Source organism: Edaphobacter sp. HDX4 (assembly GCF_036877565.1).
Lineage (GTDB): Bacteria > Acidobacteriota > Terriglobia > Terriglobales > Acidobacteriaceae > Edaphobacter.
The window spans coordinates 244,005-260,863 of the sequence record NZ_JAEDXW010000005.1 but is presented as its reverse complement, the minus strand read 5'-3'; the positions used below and the strand labels follow the sequence as shown (position 1 = coordinate 260,863).

General features: G+C 54.7%; 11 protein-coding genes. 1 reads left to right on the top strand and 10 read right to left on the bottom strand.

Going from position 1 to position 16,859, the window contains the following annotated elements:
• Nucleotides 1-424: 424 nt before the first annotated feature.
• The 3 genes from JAO29_RS07720 to JAO29_RS07710 all read right to left on the bottom strand — a co-directional run bounded on the left by JAO29_RS07720 (nt 425) and on the right by JAO29_RS07710 (nt 3,762).
• Nucleotides 425-1,267 carry a PP2C family protein-serine/threonine phosphatase gene (locus tag JAO29_RS07720; protein WP_334267618.1) on the bottom strand — a complete coding sequence of 281 codons (843 nt, stop codon included), beginning with the start codon at nt 1,265-1,267 and terminating at the stop codon, nt 425-427.
• A gap of 102 nt (nt 1,268-1,369) precedes the next feature.
• Nucleotides 1,370-2,092: a response regulator transcription factor gene (locus tag JAO29_RS07715; protein ID WP_334267617.1), complete on the bottom strand. Its 723-nt coding sequence runs from the start codon at nt 2,090-2,092 to the stop codon at nt 1,370-1,372.
• Nucleotides 2,089-3,762 carry a sensor histidine kinase gene (locus tag JAO29_RS07710; protein ID WP_334267616.1) on the bottom strand — a complete coding sequence of 558 codons (1,674 nt, stop codon included), beginning with the start codon at nt 3,760-3,762 and terminating at the stop codon, nt 2,089-2,091. The genes JAO29_RS07715 and JAO29_RS07710 overlap by 4 nt, the downstream gene beginning before the upstream one ends.
• A 354-nt stretch (nt 3,763-4,116) precedes the next feature.
• Here JAO29_RS07710 and JAO29_RS07705 point away from each other — a divergent pair, with 354 nt between their 5' ends.
• Complete coding sequence (locus JAO29_RS07705; RefSeq protein WP_334267615.1) at nt 4,117-4,365, top strand: DUF2127 domain-containing protein; 249 nt, start codon at nt 4,117-4,119, stop codon at nt 4,363-4,365.
• A gap of 530 nt (nt 4,366-4,895) precedes the next feature.
• Here the strand turns inward: JAO29_RS07705 and JAO29_RS07700 are convergent.
• From JAO29_RS07700 to JAO29_RS07670, 7 genes are all read right to left on the bottom strand, one after another.
• Nucleotides 4,896-5,348: a fibronectin type III domain-containing protein gene (locus JAO29_RS07700; protein ID WP_334267614.1), complete on the bottom strand. Its 453-nt coding sequence runs from the start codon at nt 5,346-5,348 to the stop codon at nt 4,896-4,898.
• 132 nt (nt 5,349-5,480) lie between these two features.
• Nucleotides 5,481-7,208, bottom strand: a complete 1,728-nt coding sequence (locus JAO29_RS07695; RefSeq protein WP_334267613.1) for a cytochrome-c peroxidase — start codon at nt 7,206-7,208, stop codon at nt 5,481-5,483.
• A 939-nt stretch (nt 7,209-8,147) separates the two neighbouring features.
• Nucleotides 8,148-9,209 (bottom strand): aldo/keto reductase, encoded by a 1,062-nt coding sequence (locus tag JAO29_RS07690; protein WP_334267612.1) that lies wholly within the window; start codon nt 9,207-9,209, stop codon nt 8,148-8,150.
• 121 nt (nt 9,210-9,330) lie between these two features.
• Nucleotides 9,331-10,308: an aldo/keto reductase gene (locus tag JAO29_RS07685; RefSeq protein WP_334267611.1), complete on the bottom strand. Its 978-nt coding sequence runs from the start codon at nt 10,306-10,308 to the stop codon at nt 9,331-9,333.
• Nucleotides 10,309-10,355: 47 nt separating this feature from the next.
• Nucleotides 10,356-11,816, bottom strand: coding sequence for an efflux transporter outer membrane subunit (locus tag JAO29_RS07680; RefSeq protein ID WP_334267610.1), 1,461 nt, complete (start codon nt 11,814-11,816; stop codon nt 10,356-10,358).
• Nucleotides 11,813-13,033 carry an efflux RND transporter periplasmic adaptor subunit gene (locus JAO29_RS07675; protein ID WP_334267609.1) on the bottom strand — a complete coding sequence of 407 codons (1,221 nt, stop codon included), beginning with the start codon at nt 13,031-13,033 and terminating at the stop codon, nt 11,813-11,815. The genes JAO29_RS07680 and JAO29_RS07675 overlap by 4 nt, the downstream gene beginning before the upstream one ends.
• A gap of 15 nt (nt 13,034-13,048) precedes the next feature.
• Nucleotides 13,049-16,222 carry an efflux RND transporter permease subunit gene (locus JAO29_RS07670; RefSeq protein WP_334267608.1) on the bottom strand — a complete coding sequence of 1,058 codons (3,174 nt, stop codon included), beginning with the start codon at nt 16,220-16,222 and terminating at the stop codon, nt 13,049-13,051.
• Between the last annotated feature and the right edge of the window lie 637 nt (nt 16,223-16,859).

The window sequence follows — 16,859 nt, the reverse complement described above, 5'->3', positions numbered from 1 at the left end:
GGACAAAGGTGGGCAAGACGTTTTCCCTGGACCAGATACAACAAGCCATGGAGTACGAAACGCAGCCAGGGACCAAGGCGGTTCTTCTTCCTCAGCCAACGAAAAAGTTTGTATGAGGTGGGGACGAAGCTCAGACGTAACGAACGACTCACCGGGAAGCCCTCACAACCCCCGTGTCTCCAGCTGAGTCATGGCTGAAGACACGTCGACCTATCGGTACCGGTCGTTGTCGATGAGTGATAAATCGCCAATGCACGTTTCCAGACTCGGCGGCTCTCGAAACGTGATTTGCCCTGTTCACACCAACTGCCACTCCATTCCCGCTCAAGCAACAACCAGGCAAGAGTGTTTCAAAGGACAGCTCTTTAGGATGCTGCAACTGCGATGGACTGCGCTGTTCTACAAGATGGGCGCTGAATACGAATCATCCAGCAAGTGGATGTTGGCATTTCGCGTCCCGTTGAATCACTGTCAAACTGACGTCGTCGCAAAGCGGACTACCGTTTGCGAAGTCCTGTAACGTACCAAGAAGCATCATGAGGGTGCCCTGAGCCGATGACGAATCGGCGTATTTCAATGCCGTTAGTATCCGATCCAACCCGAACTCTTCTTCTGAGGTGTTGCGGCATTCAAGTACACCATCTGAGTATGCGACGAGCGTGTCCCCGGGTTCGAGAATCAGTTCACCCAACTCAAATTTCGCGCCTTCGATAGCACCCAACAAAGGGCCGCCCCTCTCAAGCAGCTCAGTCCGCCCATCCGCGCGAAGCACTATTGGCGGGAAATGGCCGGCATTGCAGTAGGTCAGTCCCCCAAGCTGACAGTCAATCCGCGCGAGAAAGGCCGTTGCGAATGGCGCAACCGGCCGCAGATAGCAGAGGTGACGATTGATCTCCGACGCGATCCTTGCAGGGTCAGAATAAGGATCGCCGTAACATTGCAAAAGTGCTGCCAGATTAGTGAACCACATCCCAGCCGCAACACCTTTACCGGCAATGTCTCCGTGCGCCATAAGAACCAGGGAACCGCTTTTCAAAAACGTCGTGAAATCCCCTGAGATAAAGCGAGCCGCGAACACCTCGCTTGCGAACTGTAAACTGCCGTGGCGAAATTCACGCGGGCCGCTTAGCTTGCGCTGGATCTGCGCGGCCTCGAACAGGTCTGAATGGAGATCAAGTCTCTCTCGCAGAAGTGACTCAACCTCGTCCCGTAGTGGCACACTCGATCTCGGTGGCGGCATCAACGCCACGATTGAGGATTGGGGCATGCTGTCATTTTGTCTCCCGCCGTTCGTCCGGAACTTGCCTTCACTTCTCGGTAGTAGTCTGCTGTCGCTCATAGTTCAACTCTTTCCGATCTGATTGATGTTTTAACCCACGAACCGATAACCGGTTCCGTGCACTGTGAGGAAGTACCGTGGTTGTTCTGGATCGGGCTCGAGCTTTTGACGCAGACGTACTAGATGTGTATCCACCGTCCGGGTAGTTGGAAAATTCTCGTATCCCCAAACCTTTTCCAGAAGACGATCGCGACTGAGCGTTTCTCCTGAATGACAGATGAAATACTTCAACAGCTCGAATTCTTTAGACGAAATCTCGAGAGCCTTGCCTGATCTAAGCACTCGTTGATGACGCAGATCGACTTCCACGTCGCCAAAGGAGTGTTGGTCCTGATCTTTGGGAAGGACTGCCGTTCGTCGTAACACGGCCTTCACTCGCGCCAGCAACTCGCGAATTGAGAACGGCTTGGTCACATAGTCGTCCGCGCCGAGTTCGAGACCCACCACTTTGTCTAATTCCTGCCCGCGGGCAGTCAGCATGATGATCGGGATCGAACCGCGTTGAGCGCGTAACTGCCTGCATACCTCCAGTCCGCTCATCCGGGGCATCATGACATCCAGGACCACAAGATCGGGGGACTCTTCCAAGGCTCGCTTAAGGCCTTCCATTCCATCGCCCGCTGTAATCACTTCGTATCCTTCAAACTCGAAATTGTCTCGAAGTCCAGCCACCATATTGGGTTCGTCCTCCACGACAAGAATTCTCGCTGGCCTGGGTGATTCAGCTTTCTTCGCCTTCTCTTGCTGTCTCATGCCGACATCCCTTTCGCCTGCTGAACGTCTGCAGTCTGCGGCGGCAGAGTAATGATGAATTTGCTGCCGCGACCGGGCTCGCTTTCAACTGCAACTTCACCTCCATGCGCCTGCACGACGTGGCGCACGAGAGACAGCCCTAGTCCGCTTCCTTTGGTGTCATGCACCAGCGGATCGGATACTCGATAGAACTTCTCGAAGATTTTGGGCTGCTCCTTCTCGGAAATGCCGATTCCGTGATCGACGACCTCAAGGTTGACGCCACCATTGTGCCGGTAGAGGTTTACACCAAGATATTTCTCTGTCGCCGAATACTTCACTGCGTTGTTCACCAGATTCAGTAGCGAACGCGCAATAGCTTCACGATCCACACACACTTGGGGCAGATCGCTATCGATCTTCTGTTCGAACTGAAACCCGTTTTGCTCGATTTCAAAACGATAAGATTCCAGCGTGCCGCGTACCAGATCTGCCACATCGGTCTGGCGGAAATCGTATTCTTTCTTGCCTGATTCGATACGCGAGAAGTCAAGAATATTATTGATCAGCGAACTCAACCGCTCACTCTCTTTGCGAATAATCTCGTAATATTCCTGACGCTTTCCCGGGTTGGACAGGCGTCCCAGTTCGAGGGTCTCTGCGTAAAGGCGAATGAGCGCCAGAGGTGTTCTCAGTTCGTGCGAGACGTTGGAGACAAAATCGGATTTCAATTTCGCCAGTGCAAGTTCTCGCGCGACGTTTCGGTACGCGAGTAGCATTCCTCCACCCATGAGCAGCGAAAGCGCTCCGAGAATAAGAAATGCCGCCCGCACAAAGTGGTCGCTGATGTTCGCGATCGTAGTCCCGCGCAGCTTGATTCCAAGGATCAGTCCAGGAAAGACACTGTCAAAACCCCGCTCTACTTCAGGCGAGCCTCCATCCCAACAAATCGAAGCGGCCAAAGGAGTGTGGTCCTTTGCAGTCCGTACCATCATCACTGGTTGAGGATGGGAGGTATCGTTCTTGTTCTGATTTGGCAGCACTTCGTTCAGCGCTTGCGGAAAGAACTTGTTACTCAGATAGTCCGTATCGTAGACAAAACCTCCCAGAGCGGGATGCTCCGCAGTCGAACCGCGAGGCATAAATACCACCAAAGACTGATACTGCATCTTGTCGTCCCTGGTTACCCAGTTGGAGGTGATGTAGACGTGCCTCCCTTCCATCGCCTCGATCTTCTTAAGCTTGGCGATCCAGTCTTTGGACTCCAGATCAAACCAGGGTCCGATCATGGATGAGAACTTCTTGCCTTCGTCAGCAAACTCGGGATTGCTCATCCGATCAGGTTGAGACTGACTCTCAAGGTGGCCTTTCCCGGTCCACACGAATGCATGTGCAATGTCTGGGTGCGACACCAGGAAACCCTCGAGTTTGTCGCCTTGACTCGCATGGGGAAATCTCGCGCTGGCTTCCTCGGCGATCTCATATGCGCGCCCATCAATCCGCTTTTCGGCGATGGCTAAGACCTGTTGATATTCCCGTTGAAAGACAGCCTCGATCGCTTTGTCACGCTGTATAGTCCTCAAGTGCCATACACCGGCCACAATGAACGCTGCCGCAGGCAGCATGACTCCCAGCATGAACATCAGCATGCGTGGCCGTTCGGACAAACGTCGAACTTGAGACTTAGCCATATGTGCTTTCGGAAGGCGCCCTGTGCGTTTGCGTGGAGGAGCTGCCGTTTCCCTCGGATTGAAGACTAAGCGGGGAAACTCGGCGATGTGTCACGGCGACGCAACAAATTGCAAAAAGTTGTGAACTTAACGGAATCCGGAACAGTACGCGGGACAAGATGTTCTACATCTAACTCTCGATTTAGGAGCAACTTGTTCGTCATCACAGCTGTGGGGCGAGTCGCCAACCGGAAGTGCTTACTTGCTGCGAAATCGCCTACTCACTCAAAGACCGGCTTAGTACGTGCGACACTTCCGTGTGCGCCAGGTCGCATCGTATTGATTGGAAACGTTGGGCATCGCGGTGGCATTTACATGAAGACCTCTCAAAGTGGATTGATCCGGCTGATCGCGGTATTTAAGCTGCTAAAGGCGACTCTCCTGATCGTGGTCGGCGTCGGCATGCTCAAACTGATCCACAATGACGTGCCGACGGTGCTGAACCATTGGGTCGCAATGCTCGGCCTGGATCCAGGCAATCGATACGTCGATCATGCACTTCGGAAGGCCGCACACATCTCTCCCAACAGAATGAAGGACCTTGGATTGGGTAGCTTTGTCTAGGCAGCCCTGTTCCTGACCGAGGGCATTGGTCTCTGGCTGTTGAAACGTTGGGCTGAGTGGTATCCCTAAAAGCGGTTGATCGTGAATTGCCCGTCAACCCCTGGTCGATGATTTGTCGTGTGGCGAGTGTGTTGTCGTTTTAGGAGCGTACTATGAGACTTGCCCGAATCGGGGAACCCTTCAACCGACAGCACGATTGAGCTATCTACTAATCGCTGTTTAGGAAATCTTCAGTTATAGCTACTTAAACCCCTCCCGCTCGCGTGGCAGCCTATGTGCACTCACTCGGTAGGGTGACGAGGAGGTATGTGCGGCATGCGAGTACTACTATTTGCAAATGATGATGGTATGGATAGGAGTAAATACTGCTCGTGCAGATGTTGCGCTGCTTATGGAGGAACCATACGGCACATTCGGAGCTTAGCACGGATCGATTATCAAATGGTGGTTGGCAAGGCTTCCGCTCTGCTGTGTCCGCAGGCGCTACTGTTGGTGGATGAAATTCACTTTCGAGTACAAGCACAGAGACGCTAGCGAGATTGGCTAGCATCGATGTTAGGAGCTTTAGCTGTGGTGAAATGCTTGATCGGGCCTTTGACCCCATCGTTCGTGCCATCGGCCCCCATCGACTCAACCGTGTAGTAATAGGTTGTCTTGGGCTTGAGGTCGTCGACGCGCACGCGAAAGACGGTGTCGGGATGCCCCGGGTTCAGCCTGATTGGAGATTTCGCCGTCTCGCTCAGGTTCTTAGTATCCGTACCATAGTGCACGATGCCGTAATGCTCGGGCGAGCCCCCGGGATTATTGCTTGTCCACCTGATAATCGCCAAATGGTCGCTAGCTAATTCGAGTTCTGGGCCGTGCTTGATGCTGACGCGCGCGGCCTTTTTAGTAGTCGGACTCGCCTGAGCGGCCAGTGAGGTTGGGTACAGGAGGAGAGCAGCCGTAACCGTGATCGCCAATTTCGCAAGCGGCCTCTTCATAGAAGTATCTCCCGTCCATCACTTAATTTGCACCTACGCAGGACAAACGAAAAGCGCATGGAGGCCAGAGGCGGCCCCCATGCGTTCCTACTTTGCTTCCGCTCGTCGCATCCCCGGTGTTTACGTTCCGCGCTACGGAATAGGCGGACTCGGTAGGGGTGTGAGGCCGCAGACCTCCGATGAGCAAGCCGGAAGTGACGGAGTCGGGATCAGAGAGTCGTTGCCTTGAGTCGCGGCCGTCCCGCCGGTCATACACTGTCCGACAAAGGTGTCGCTGTTGGGGTAAGGTACCAGGTAGCCGTCGCTGAGTGTTTTCAGAAATGCAACGATCTGGTTCTCCTCCGTATCCGTCAAGCCCAGGTTACCGGTTGTCATGTTTAGATTGTTCTTGACCTCGGGCATCGGCCAGCAATTGACTCTCTCGATCGTTCCTGACGGGCAGTGTCCGGAAGTGACAGGGAACGCATACAAGTCGCGTGTGTTGTAAAAGTGGACGAGCTGCTTCAGGCTCTTGATGTAGCCGTTGTGGAAAAACTCCTTCTGGAAATAGGGTCCCGGAGCCTCCGTTCCTCCAGTGCACTGTGGCGGTGCCAAAGCGACATTGCGCGCGGAAGAGACCTGCATTTGACCGTCGGAGGCTGCCGCATATTGTCTCCAACTCGCGTTCGGGCTGGACCAGGTAGCGTAACCGCTCCGCAGGAACTCCCCGAGTCCCAAATCTCTAAAGGCGAATCCTATGGGATTGGCAGTGAACCCGAAGGAATCCGGCGTGGTCTGATAAAAGAAGGCATCTCTGGGATTCAGCGGCAGGCCTAAGTTTGACGAGCCGAAGCAGGAGAATATTGGCGCCCCGCTGGGCTGCGTGCTGCTGTCGGTCTGAGCTGAGGTTCGAGCGGTTCCTTTTCCGTCGACGTGGCACGAATTACAATTGCCCTTTCCGTTGAACAATGCGAAACCTGCCGCCTCGTCTGCAGTGAACGTGTACTTGTTGGCCAGGAAGGCGTCGAACTTCGAGGAGAAGGCGCTGACCTGTACGGATTCCTCGTATGCATCCAGGGACTGTGCCCAATGATCGTAATCGTTGTTTGACTTGGTGCGGTCTGCCGGACTAAGGTTCACCGGCGTGGTGCTCCCTTCAAAAACTGAGGCTCCTCCAGGCGTTGCGCAAATCTTTTCTGTGTCGTGCGGCCACCTAATGTCAAACGAGTCTGCGCCAAATACCTCTTCGAACAAATGTCTGTATGGGGATTGGGAGAGTCGAAAAACGATGCAAGCCGTGTCAGGGAAGCCCATTTCCTGGGTGTCAACAGGAGGCCCCTGCGACTGTTCGGCGTCGGGGTTCCTTATTTTGTATCCTGTGGCGCGTGAGTCCCAGAAATTTCCGCCAAGGAAGCCCTGTGATTGGTTGTACTGAAGCACAGGGAAAAATGGTGCATACGAGTATCGCTGCGCTGTTCGCTTGCCGGCGCGATAGTGAACCGTTCCAGGATATGCGATCATCGTCAGATTGACGGACGGGATTGGTCCACTAAAAGCCACATACGGCATATGGCACGAGGCGCATGCTACGTTTCTGTTCGGAGATATGTTGTGGTCGTAATTCATCAACTCGCCGAGGGTTTCTATTGCCTCGGTGCCGGTATTCTCAAGGATTGGCGGCTGATTCCCCAGGGTGGGGGGCGTCAAGTCTTTCCACCGTGCAAATGCTCTGGCTTCGATGAGATCCACTTCAAACCGAACCCTGGCAAGCTCTGCATCCAAATTTGACGGGAGAATTCCGGGTGGGTAGGGGTTGTAAATCCGTGTTGGCGGGGTTGGGCGTGCGAGTGTACTCTGCGCCGACACCCTGACACGCGACATCAAAATGCAGAGCCCAAATACACAAAGGACGACCATCGATATTATTGCCAAAATTCGCTTCATAGAGTCCCCCTTTGCGGGTTGTCGTTGTGGAAGATCCTAAGAGCCAAGAGTGCTGGCTCTTCCCATATCGACCGGACGATACGTGATGATGGCCCGACATCCAAATTCACTCGGAGACAACAAGTGTGCCGCCACAGCATTAGGGCTGTCCGACGCAGGTCACTTGTTTCAATTCTGAAAGTTTAGAAATGATCAACCAGTATCCAGATGTTCACATCACCCGGGATAGATCTTGGGAGGTGGCAGTCACCTTCGCATCGGCTACTGCGCATTCCTAGGTCGAGCATTATAATCCAAATATCGGCGCAGAAGCAAGACGGCCGTTTTATATTTTCACCGTGTGTAAAGCCGCAGTGGACGGAAGGAAGCACACTCCATGGAATTGCATCCAGTCCTCTCAACTGTTGTAAAAATCGCCCATCCGAATCGGCTTTGTTCACGAGTCTAGAGCAAAATATCCAGAAGACTACATCGGTGTCCAATCAGGATATGTAAAACCCGCTGACCTTGCATGGTACGCTCCCCATCAACACACTGCCGATGGGCTCAACCAGCCGTATCGTTACTCCTCCCTCTTTGCCTATCCGATCGAGGTGTCTGGCAGCCCAAAGACACTCAAGCTTCCGAACAATGATAAAATCCGTATCTTCACGATTTCTACCGTAGACGGAAACCCAGAGCTCGATCCTGCACAGTCGCTCTACGATACGCAGAGCGGCATCGCACCGCCGAAACTATCAGCGAAAACAATTCGTTAAGTCGGCCCGATCAAACTCCGGCCTGCTTCTGTAGTTCGCGTATGTCGATTTTCTCAGCCAGCCATTGGATGGAGCGGTTCGCATGAACCGCTGTCAACGGCCACACATCCGCGCACCCTCACAAGGGAAGTTCAGCGACTGAGGGATAACCGTGTTGACCGCGGCCAAGATCGCTGTCGTATTTCAGCGTGCTTTTGTAGAGTTCGTATCGGCCATCATTGAATTGTTTGCCGTAGTCGCGGAGCTTCTGCATCTGATCGGCGGAGAGCGGCTTAAAGTCGCGCAGGATCGCTAGATTCTGGTCGAGCACTTCCGTGGAATCTATGCCGCTGATGGTCGTGGCGACGGGCAGGCTCATGGCGTAGCAAAGCGCTTCAGAGGGGGTCAATGCGCCCTTCGAGATGGTCTCGCCGGAACCGCCCATGCTCTTCATTCCCAAGACCGCCATCCCGCGCCGAGTGGCGACCGGCAGGACATTCTTTTCAAAGCTGCGGAAGCCAGGGTCCAGTGGATTGAGAGGCATCTGGACAACATCGAAAGCATAGCCGCGGTTGAGCATCTCCAGATTGATCGCCGGGTGCTTGTGTCCGTTAAATCCCACGAAGCGAACCTTCCCCTGCTGCTTTGCCTTGTTAAGGGCATCGAGAACACTATCGTGCGCGTAGATCAGTTCGGGGTCATTGTGGTAGATAACCTCGTGAATCTGCCAGACATCGAGATGATCGGTCTGCAGACGAGTAAGCGACGCTTCCAGCATGCGCATCGCAGTTTCCCGATCACGCTGCGTGCAGACGGCGCTCATGACGATGACGTTGTCTCGTTTGCCTTTGAGGGCGATGCCGAGTTTCTCTTCGCTGAGGCCTCTGTGAAACTCCCAGGCATTGTCGAAGATGTTGATGCCGTGATCGATGGCTTTGGCAACCATATTGTTCACCACAGCCTGATCAGCAACGGTACCGAGATGAAAGCCGCCCATGCCCAGGATCGAACATTCGAGCCCGGTCCGGCCCAGAGGCCGCCTTTGCGCCTGGAAGCTACCGACATCGGATTCGTTATGGGTTTCGACTGCGGTGGGAATCTTTTCGGCTGAAATCACGGCGGAAACTCCTGCTATCGCTGCGCCCTTCAGGAAGCCTCTCCGGCTTACCTCAGGTCCGGTTTTGGGGTTGTTGTCATTCATAACGGTCGATACCTGGTTACCATGTAGGGTTGCTGTTCGTTGTAACGCCGATGATGACAGCACGGAATTGTCTGAACTTCTCTTCCAACTGGGGTTTCCAGCTGATATCTATTCACACGCCCTAAACCTGGGGCCATGCGTGGCCAGTGTTGGCTGCTTCGTTGATCATGTCCTTGACCTCGGCCTGCGCCGTGTCGAGAGGGTATTCGTGGACCAGCCGGGCTTCAGGATTATCAAATTTAAGGGAATTCTTGTACATCTCGAAACGCCCATCCGCCGCATATTGGCGGCAACGGTCGCGCAGCGCCTGCATCTCAGCAGGGATCATCGATACAAAATTTTGTGCGATTTCAAGATTCTGCGCGAGAATGTGCATCTCTTCGGCCCCGGAAATGGTGCAGGCCACAGGAAGACTCATCGCGTAGCGCAGCGCTTCCCTGGCAGTAAGGACACCCATCTGCACCGGTTCCCCATGTCCGCTGATAGGCTTCATACCTAATGGCGCGATCCCACGCTGGTTGAGAACGGGCAGAACCTTCTGCTCGAAGCTCATAAAATAAGTGGCATCAAAAGCATTCAGCGGCATCTGAACTGAGTCGAAGGGAAAGCCGGTGTTGAGCATGGCGAGATGCACGTCAGGGTCTTTATGGCCAGTGAAGCCGACGAAGCGAACTTTGCCCTGTTGCTTCGCTTTGAGCAGCGCCTCTGCCGCGCCACCGGGACGAATGAACAGTTCAGGATCATTCTGAAAGACAACGCCGTGAATCTGCCAGAGGTCGAGGTGGTCGGTCTGAAGACGGCGCAGCGATTGTTCGAGCATCTGCATGGCGAGCGAACCGTCGCGGCCGTGAGTGCAGACCTTGGTCATGACGAAGGCTTTATCGCGCCGCCCTTTGAGGCCCAGGCCGAGCCAGGACTCAGTTTTGCCGCGATAGTACTCCCAGGCATTGTCGTAAAAGGTGATGCCCCCGTCGAGTGCGCGGTGGACAATTTCAATCGCGGTTTTCTCATCTTTCGCGCCACCAAGATGATGACCGCCCAGACCCAGTGCGGAGATCCGGACGCCTGTTTTGCCAAACTCTCGAAGAGGGATGGACATTATGACTCCTTCACAATAATTCAGAACCAATTCAAGAAATGAGAGTGTCAGTATGTAGGTAGTTGCCCTGTGCTCCATCCTCCACCCAGCGCCTTGATCAGAATCACACTTGCCTCCATACGGCGCCGCATAATATCGATGTCATTTCGCTCATTATTCAAGGCAGCGGTCTGCCATGTGATTACCTGCAGATACGTATCGACGCCGCCTTCGTAACGGGCCTGTGACAGGTCCAGTGACTGCTCTGCGGAATCCGTCGATTCATGCTGTTGCTGAGCTTCGGCTTCCAGAATGCGTAAGGCGGCAAGATTGTCCTCCACCTGTTGGAATGCCGTCAGTGTCGTTTGCCGGTAATTGGCAACAGTGGCATCGTAGTTCGCTGAAGCCATCGTTCGTACAGAGCGGCGACGTCCCGCGTCGAAGAGCGTCTCTGAGAAAGTGGGACCCACAGCCCAGAAGCGGCTCGGCCAAGTGAACCAGTTCAACGCGGAAGTTCCCTGCAGGCCCGCGACGGCACTCAAACTAAGCGTGGGATAAAAGGCTGCCTGGGCGATGCCAATCTGCTCATTCCCAGCAGCCATCTGTCTCTCGCTCGCGGAAATGTCGGGCCTTCTCTCCAGCAATTCAGAAGGCAACGTACCCGGAATGTCCGGCATCTTTGGCGGCTGGAGATTAAGCGGGGTGGAAGGCAAACTGAATTGTGCCGGCGGCACTCCGATTAGAATCGCTATGGCATGTTCGTACTGAGCGCGTGTCACCGAGATGTCTGTCTCTATAACCCGCGCGGAGTTGAGTTGCGTACGCGCCTGTGTAAGATCCGATAGCGGCGAGGCCCCTCCCTCGAAGCGATCTTTCGTCAGATTTACGGCATCTGTATAGGCCTTGACTGTATTGCGCAGCAATTGGATTTGCGCGTCGGCACTCCGCAACTCCATATAGTCAATGGCAAGCTCCGCGTGCAGGCTTAGCCGTGTATTGGCAAGATCAGCGGCACTTGCCTGTGCCTGCTCTCGGGCCGAGGTTACCTGCCGGTGGATGCGGCCCCAAAGATCGATCTCGTAGTTTAGCTCCAGCGGTAAGGTGAAATTCCCTTCACCGCCGTTGACTATAGTCGGTGAAAGGTACGGTTGATGGGCCGAGTCGCGGACGGCCGATATGCTCGGCGCAATGCCAATGGTCGGCGCCTCTGCTGAGCGATAGACGCTCACATTGGCATGTGCGGCCCGGAAATTCGCGTCCGCCATCTTCAACGTCTGATTGGCTCCATCCACCTTCGCTTCAAGGGAGTTCAGTTGAGGATCGTCAAATGATTCCCACCAGTTGCCTTTGACCTGCGCATCGCTCGGCTGAATCACCTTCCAGCCATCCTGGTCCTTGAAGGAAGCGGGAGGAGCTTCTTTGTATCCAGGTGCGATCGGAACGGAGGGCCGGTTGTAATTAGGACCCACCGCACAACCCGTCAGAAGCAGAGCTGCCATTGTGGCAGCGAGGGTTTGGTTCGATCTCATTCTGCTGGCCCCGTCTGAGTATTCTTGTTTATCTCAACCCGAGTACCACTCACCAGCGAATCTGAAGGATTCAAGACAACCTGATCCTCAGGAGACAGACCGGCGATCACTTCTACCGTGTCTCCATAGTCATGGTCGATGCTGATCGGGACCAGTTGGACACGCCCGTCACGGACAACACCGACACGCAGACCTTCCTGACGAAAGAGCAACGCATTCGACGGGATAGTGGGTGACTGAGAGGCTGCCGACAATGGCAGATGCACAAATACATAGGCTCCCGGAAGCAGGAGTATCTTCGGATTCTCAATGTCCACCTCGACTCTCAATGTGCGCGAGAGGGGATCGATGGCCTCTGAACTGCGTGCGATGGTCCCGATAAACCGTTCCTTGGGATAAGCGTCGGATGAGAGGCCAACCTGTCGTACGGAATGCAAAGCGCTTTGATAGATCTCAGGCACAGGCACGAAGACACGCAGGCGATCCACGGAGCTGAGATGGAATAGTTCCTCGGGACGGGTATTTTCTCCGCCCTGAATCAGATCACCGATATCGGTATTTCTGGCCGTGATGACGCCATCGAACGGAGCATATATCTTCTCGAAACCTTGCAACTGCTGCAATCGCCGGACATTTGCCTCCTGCGCGGACAGCGCAGACCGCCTTGCATTCAAGTCGCCGCTGGCCTGATCGCGCTCCTGTGTGGAAACGGCGTTCTTCAGCAGCAGTTTCTGCCAACGCTCAGCAGTGATCTGAGCAAGCTGATAGTTCGCCTGCGCTGTTGCCAGGTCAGACTGTGCCTGCTGCACCTGTTGATCGAGTTCCGGGGTTTGGATGTCGGCGAGTAATTGGCCCTTCTTCACATGAGTACCGATATCGGTGTACCAATGCTCGAGATAGCCGCTTGTTCGCGCGTAGACCGGACTATCGGTGAAGCCCTGAACGCTTGCGGGCAATACGACTTCATAGGACTTAGTGCCCAAGGAAGGGTGAACGACGTCTACTGATAGGATTGCGGCTGCTCGCGTGTCCTTCGCCAGCGCCACGCCGGAAACTGATCTGGTGTGAATGCCCCAAAACGTTACGATAGCGATGAGTATTGCGAAACCGAAGCCGGAAATCACGGCCGCCCGGTTGGAACCCCGTTTGGCGACATCCACCGGAGTGGATTTTTCATCAGTAGTTTCAAGGCTCTTCTGTTCATTAGTCGTTTCCATAAAAGACGCTCCATCTTAGGCGTGCAGAGGTTGACTAGCTTTCTGTAATGCGAGCTGTTGTTTGCCACCTGACTTGCGGCCGTGTAACAACGCAAATACAGCCGGTACAAAGACAAGAGTGGCGACGGTCGCGAACATCAATCCGCCGATCACCGCGCGTCCCAGTGGGGCATTCTGTTCGCCGCCGTCCCCCAGACCGAGGGCCATCGGAATCATGCCGATAATCATCGCAAAGGCTGTCATGCATACCGGGCGGAAGCGTGTCTGCCCTGCCTCGATCGCCGCAAGAACTGCATCCCGATGTTCCTCGTAACGGATCTTCGCGAAGGAGATCATCAGAATACTGTTTGCCGTAGCCACCCCCATGCACATGATGGCGCCCATCAGCGCGGGGACACTGAGCGTCGTGTGCGTATAGAAGAGGAACAGGACGATACCCGCCAGTGCTGCAGGCAACGCAGTGATGATAATGAAGGGGTCAAGCCACGACTGGAAGTTGACCACAATCAGCATGTAGACGAGCACGATGGAAAAGAGCAATCCGCCAATAAGAGAAATGTAGGAACTGCGCATCGTGTCCGCCTGTCCAAGGATCTCGATGGAGGTTCCCACCGGCAGATTCTTCTTTGAGGCATTCACAATCCGCGCAACATCGTGACTGACTCCTCCCAGGTCCCGCCCCTGCACCGCGCCGTAGATGTCGACTACACGGCGCATGTTGTACTCGGAGATGACCGCCATCTCGTCCCCGCGGTGGATCGATGCAACATCAGCCAGGATTTCTGGATTCTTAGCGCCGGATACATTGACTGGGATATTTTGCAGGTCCTGAACGGACTGCATTCGGTATTGCGGCGTTTGCGCGACTAACTGATAGTTAACGCCATTTTTCCAGTTCAGAAAGAACATTGGAGAGATCTGGAAGCTCCCGCTGAGGGTATTGAGCATGCTCTGGCCCACATCGCGGGCGGCGTATCCGCCCTGCTCGGCCTTGGTGCGGTCTATATCTACGTGGTAGGTCGGATAGTCCATGGGTTGTTGCACGCGAAGGTCAACCAAACCCGGTACCTGTCGCAACTGGTTCTCAAGGTCAGCCGCAAGCTTTGCGCTGGCCCTGACATCGTTTCCACGGAACTGGACGTCGATCGGCGCGGGAAGCCCAAAGTTCAGGATTTGGGTTGTGATATCGGCGGGAAGGAAATAAAAGGTGGCACTCGGAAATTGCCGCGGCAGGCGCGCGCGTAAATCACGCATATAGCTCGCGGTAGGTTGGTGATTCGGTTTGAGAGTCACGATCACATCAGCATCACCTGCCCCAATAATGCCGGAGGTAAGATGCATTGTGTTCATGCCGCTATAGGGCAGGCCGATATTGTCCAGGATGTTGTCCAGTTCGCCGGCGGGAATGGTTTGACGGATCGATTGCTCGACTAAGTCGCATAGCCGCGCGGTCTCCTCGATACGCAGCCCCGTCTTTCCTCGCACATGCAAAATGAAGTTGCCCCCATCTGTGCTCGGAAAGAAATCCTGGCCCAACCACGGCACCAACAAAAATGCAGAGAGGCAAAGCAGAAGGAAGACAGGCACAAAGGCACGCCGGTAAAGCACGAGCCTGGTCAGCAGCAGCTGATAGCCACGACGTACGCGCTCAAATCCACTCTCAAACCTGCGCTGAAAACGTGTGAAGAGATTTCCCGAAACGCTATGATCTTTCGCTTTCAACAAGTAGATTGCCAAAGTTGGAACCAGAGTCCGAGACAGTAAGTAGGAGGCAAGCATCGCAAAGACTACTGCCTCAGCAAGGGGAACAAACAAATAGCGCGCTACACCGCCCAGGAAGAACATTGGAAGGAACACAATACAGATGCAAAGTGTGGAGACCAGGGCCGGCACCGCAATCTGAGCAGCGCCGTCCACGATCGCCTCACGCAGGCCATGCCCTTCTTCGAGAAACCGCTCGATATTCTCGATCGTCACCGTTGCATCGTCCACCAGGATACCGACCGCCAAGGCAAGGCCGCCGAGCGTCATGGTGTTGATCGTCTCTCCGAGCAAGCTCAGGATGATCACAGAACTGAGAATCGACAGCGGTATCGAAATCGCGATGATGATCGTACTTCGCCAGCTTCCCAGAAACAACAGGATCATCAGTGCTGTCAGAGCCGCGGCTATAACAGTCTCGCGGAGCACTCCGGTAACTGCCGAACGAACGAAGACGGATTGGTCCGAAAGCGGAACCATCCGAAGCTGCGATGGAACGAGGCTCGCAACGAAGGGCAGCATGGCGCGGACACCCTTGACCACATTCAGAGTGGAAGCATTGCCGGCCTTCAAGATAGAAACCAGCACGCCCCGATGCCCATCCTGGCGAACAATGTTGGTCTGCACCTGAAAGCCATCGCTTACCATGGCCACATCGCGCATGTAGATCATCGCTCCATCTACCTGCTTGATGGGGAGGTTGTTCAGTTCCTCGATCGTGTGCGGAGCTACGTTGTTCAGTATGTCGTACTCACTCTGTCCGATCTTTGCGGTGCCGGAGGGCAACACCATGCTTTGCGCCGTCAGCGCCCCTAGAACATCGCTCGGCGCGAGGCCCTTCGACTGCATCAGCCTCTGGTCCATATTGACCATGATCTGACGCTGTTTGCCGCCATAGGGAGTAGGAACAACAGCCCCCGGCACGGTGATGAGCTGTGGGCGGATGAAGTTCGAACTGTAATCATTCAACTGCTGCTCGTTCAGGCCCCTCCCCGAGACCCCAAGCTGCAGGATTGGCACACTCGAGGCGCTGAAGTTGATGACCTGAGGCGGCTGCTCCCCCGGCGGAAGTTGCCTGAGAATGAATTGCGAAGCCGCCGTGACTTGTGCGTTCGCCGTCTCGAGACTTGATCCCGGCTGCAAGTAGACCTTGACCACATTCATGCCGTTGTAAGTGGTGGACTCGACATGCTGAATGTTATCGACCAGCGTGGTGAGGACCTTTTCGTACGGCAGGGTAATCCGGCCCTCGAACTCCTCCGGGTTCAGGCCTGAGTAAGTCCAGGAAATCGCGATCACGGGGATATTGATATTGGGAAAGATATCTACCGGCGTACGAAGGATAACAACCGGACTGAGCAGGAGTATAAGCAGTGCCAGGATGATGAACGTGTAAGGCCGGTCGAGTGCGACTTTGACGATCCACAAGGTATAGCGCTTCCTTTTCTAATAAATTGATGACCCGCCGCGAACTCCGGTGTGTCGCGCAATGGGGCTGAGCCCGATCACATCGACCCGATATCTCCACATTCACCCCTGCGCAAAAAGATCAACGGGCCGCCGATTCAATGGCAATGGCGACGGGATTCCGTCTTTACAACCGATTCGCCGTCGCATTCACAAGGTCCCTTGATTTCTCAGGCACAGCAGGCGCCGCCATTGCTACTTGCAAATGCAATGCCATTCCCGACGGGTCGGTCAGTCAGTCAGCTGCGCCGCTTGAGTGGCATTCCTTCCATATACTTGCGCTATGACCTCGGCGACCGAGCATCCCGGAGGCGGAGGTGTCAAACGCCTGTGTGTCACCATTTCGCCAGTTTGATGGCATTTCGACTAGTCCGCGACTTGAGGGGTACAGATCGTTCCGCGTTGTGGCGAAGCGAATAAGTGACCGTCGCTCGTTTGCGCGGTCCCCCACAGCAAAGAATTCTAGTTCGACAGGTTGTTCCAGGAGTCCTCGCATGGCTGCCGGTGCGCCCTTTCCAAAGCGCGCATCGTCCTCGGCATGGAGACGAATCAAACTTCAACAACTTACTGAGGCGTGATCAAGGAAGTCCCGTCTAGC

Coding starts and splice junctions, on each gene's coding strand:
- JAO29_RS07700 (WP_334267614.1), bottom strand. CDS start 5,348: ATGAAGAGGCCGCTTGCGAAATTGGCGATCACGGTTACGGCTGCTCTC.
- JAO29_RS07710 (WP_334267616.1), bottom strand. CDS start 3,762: ATGGCTAAGTCTCAAGTTCGACGTTTGTCCGAACGGCCACGCATGCTG.
- JAO29_RS07695 (WP_334267613.1), bottom strand. CDS start 7,208: ATGTCGCGTGTCAGGGTGTCGGCGCAGAGTACACTCGCACGCCCAACC.
- JAO29_RS07705 (WP_334267615.1), top strand. CDS start 4,117: ATGAAGACCTCTCAAAGTGGATTGATCCGGCTGATCGCGGTATTTAAG.
- JAO29_RS07715 (WP_334267617.1), bottom strand. CDS start 2,092: ATGAGACAGCAAGAGAAGGCGAAGAAAGCTGAATCACCCAGGCCAGCG.
- JAO29_RS07690 (WP_334267612.1), bottom strand. CDS start 9,209: ATGAATGACAACAACCCCAAAACCGGACCTGAGGTAAGCCGGAGAGGC.
- JAO29_RS07720 (WP_334267618.1), bottom strand. CDS start 1,267: ATGCCCCAATCCTCAATCGTGGCGTTGATGCCGCCACCGAGATCGAGT.
- JAO29_RS07675 (WP_334267609.1), bottom strand. CDS start 13,033: ATGGAAACGACTAATGAACAGAAGAGCCTTGAAACTACTGATGAAAAA.
- JAO29_RS07685 (WP_334267611.1), bottom strand. CDS start 10,308: ATGTCCATCCCTCTTCGAGAGTTTGGCAAAACAGGCGTCCGGATCTCC.
- JAO29_RS07680 (WP_334267610.1), bottom strand. CDS start 11,816: ATGAGATCGAACCAAACCCTCGCTGCCACAATGGCAGCTCTGCTTCTG.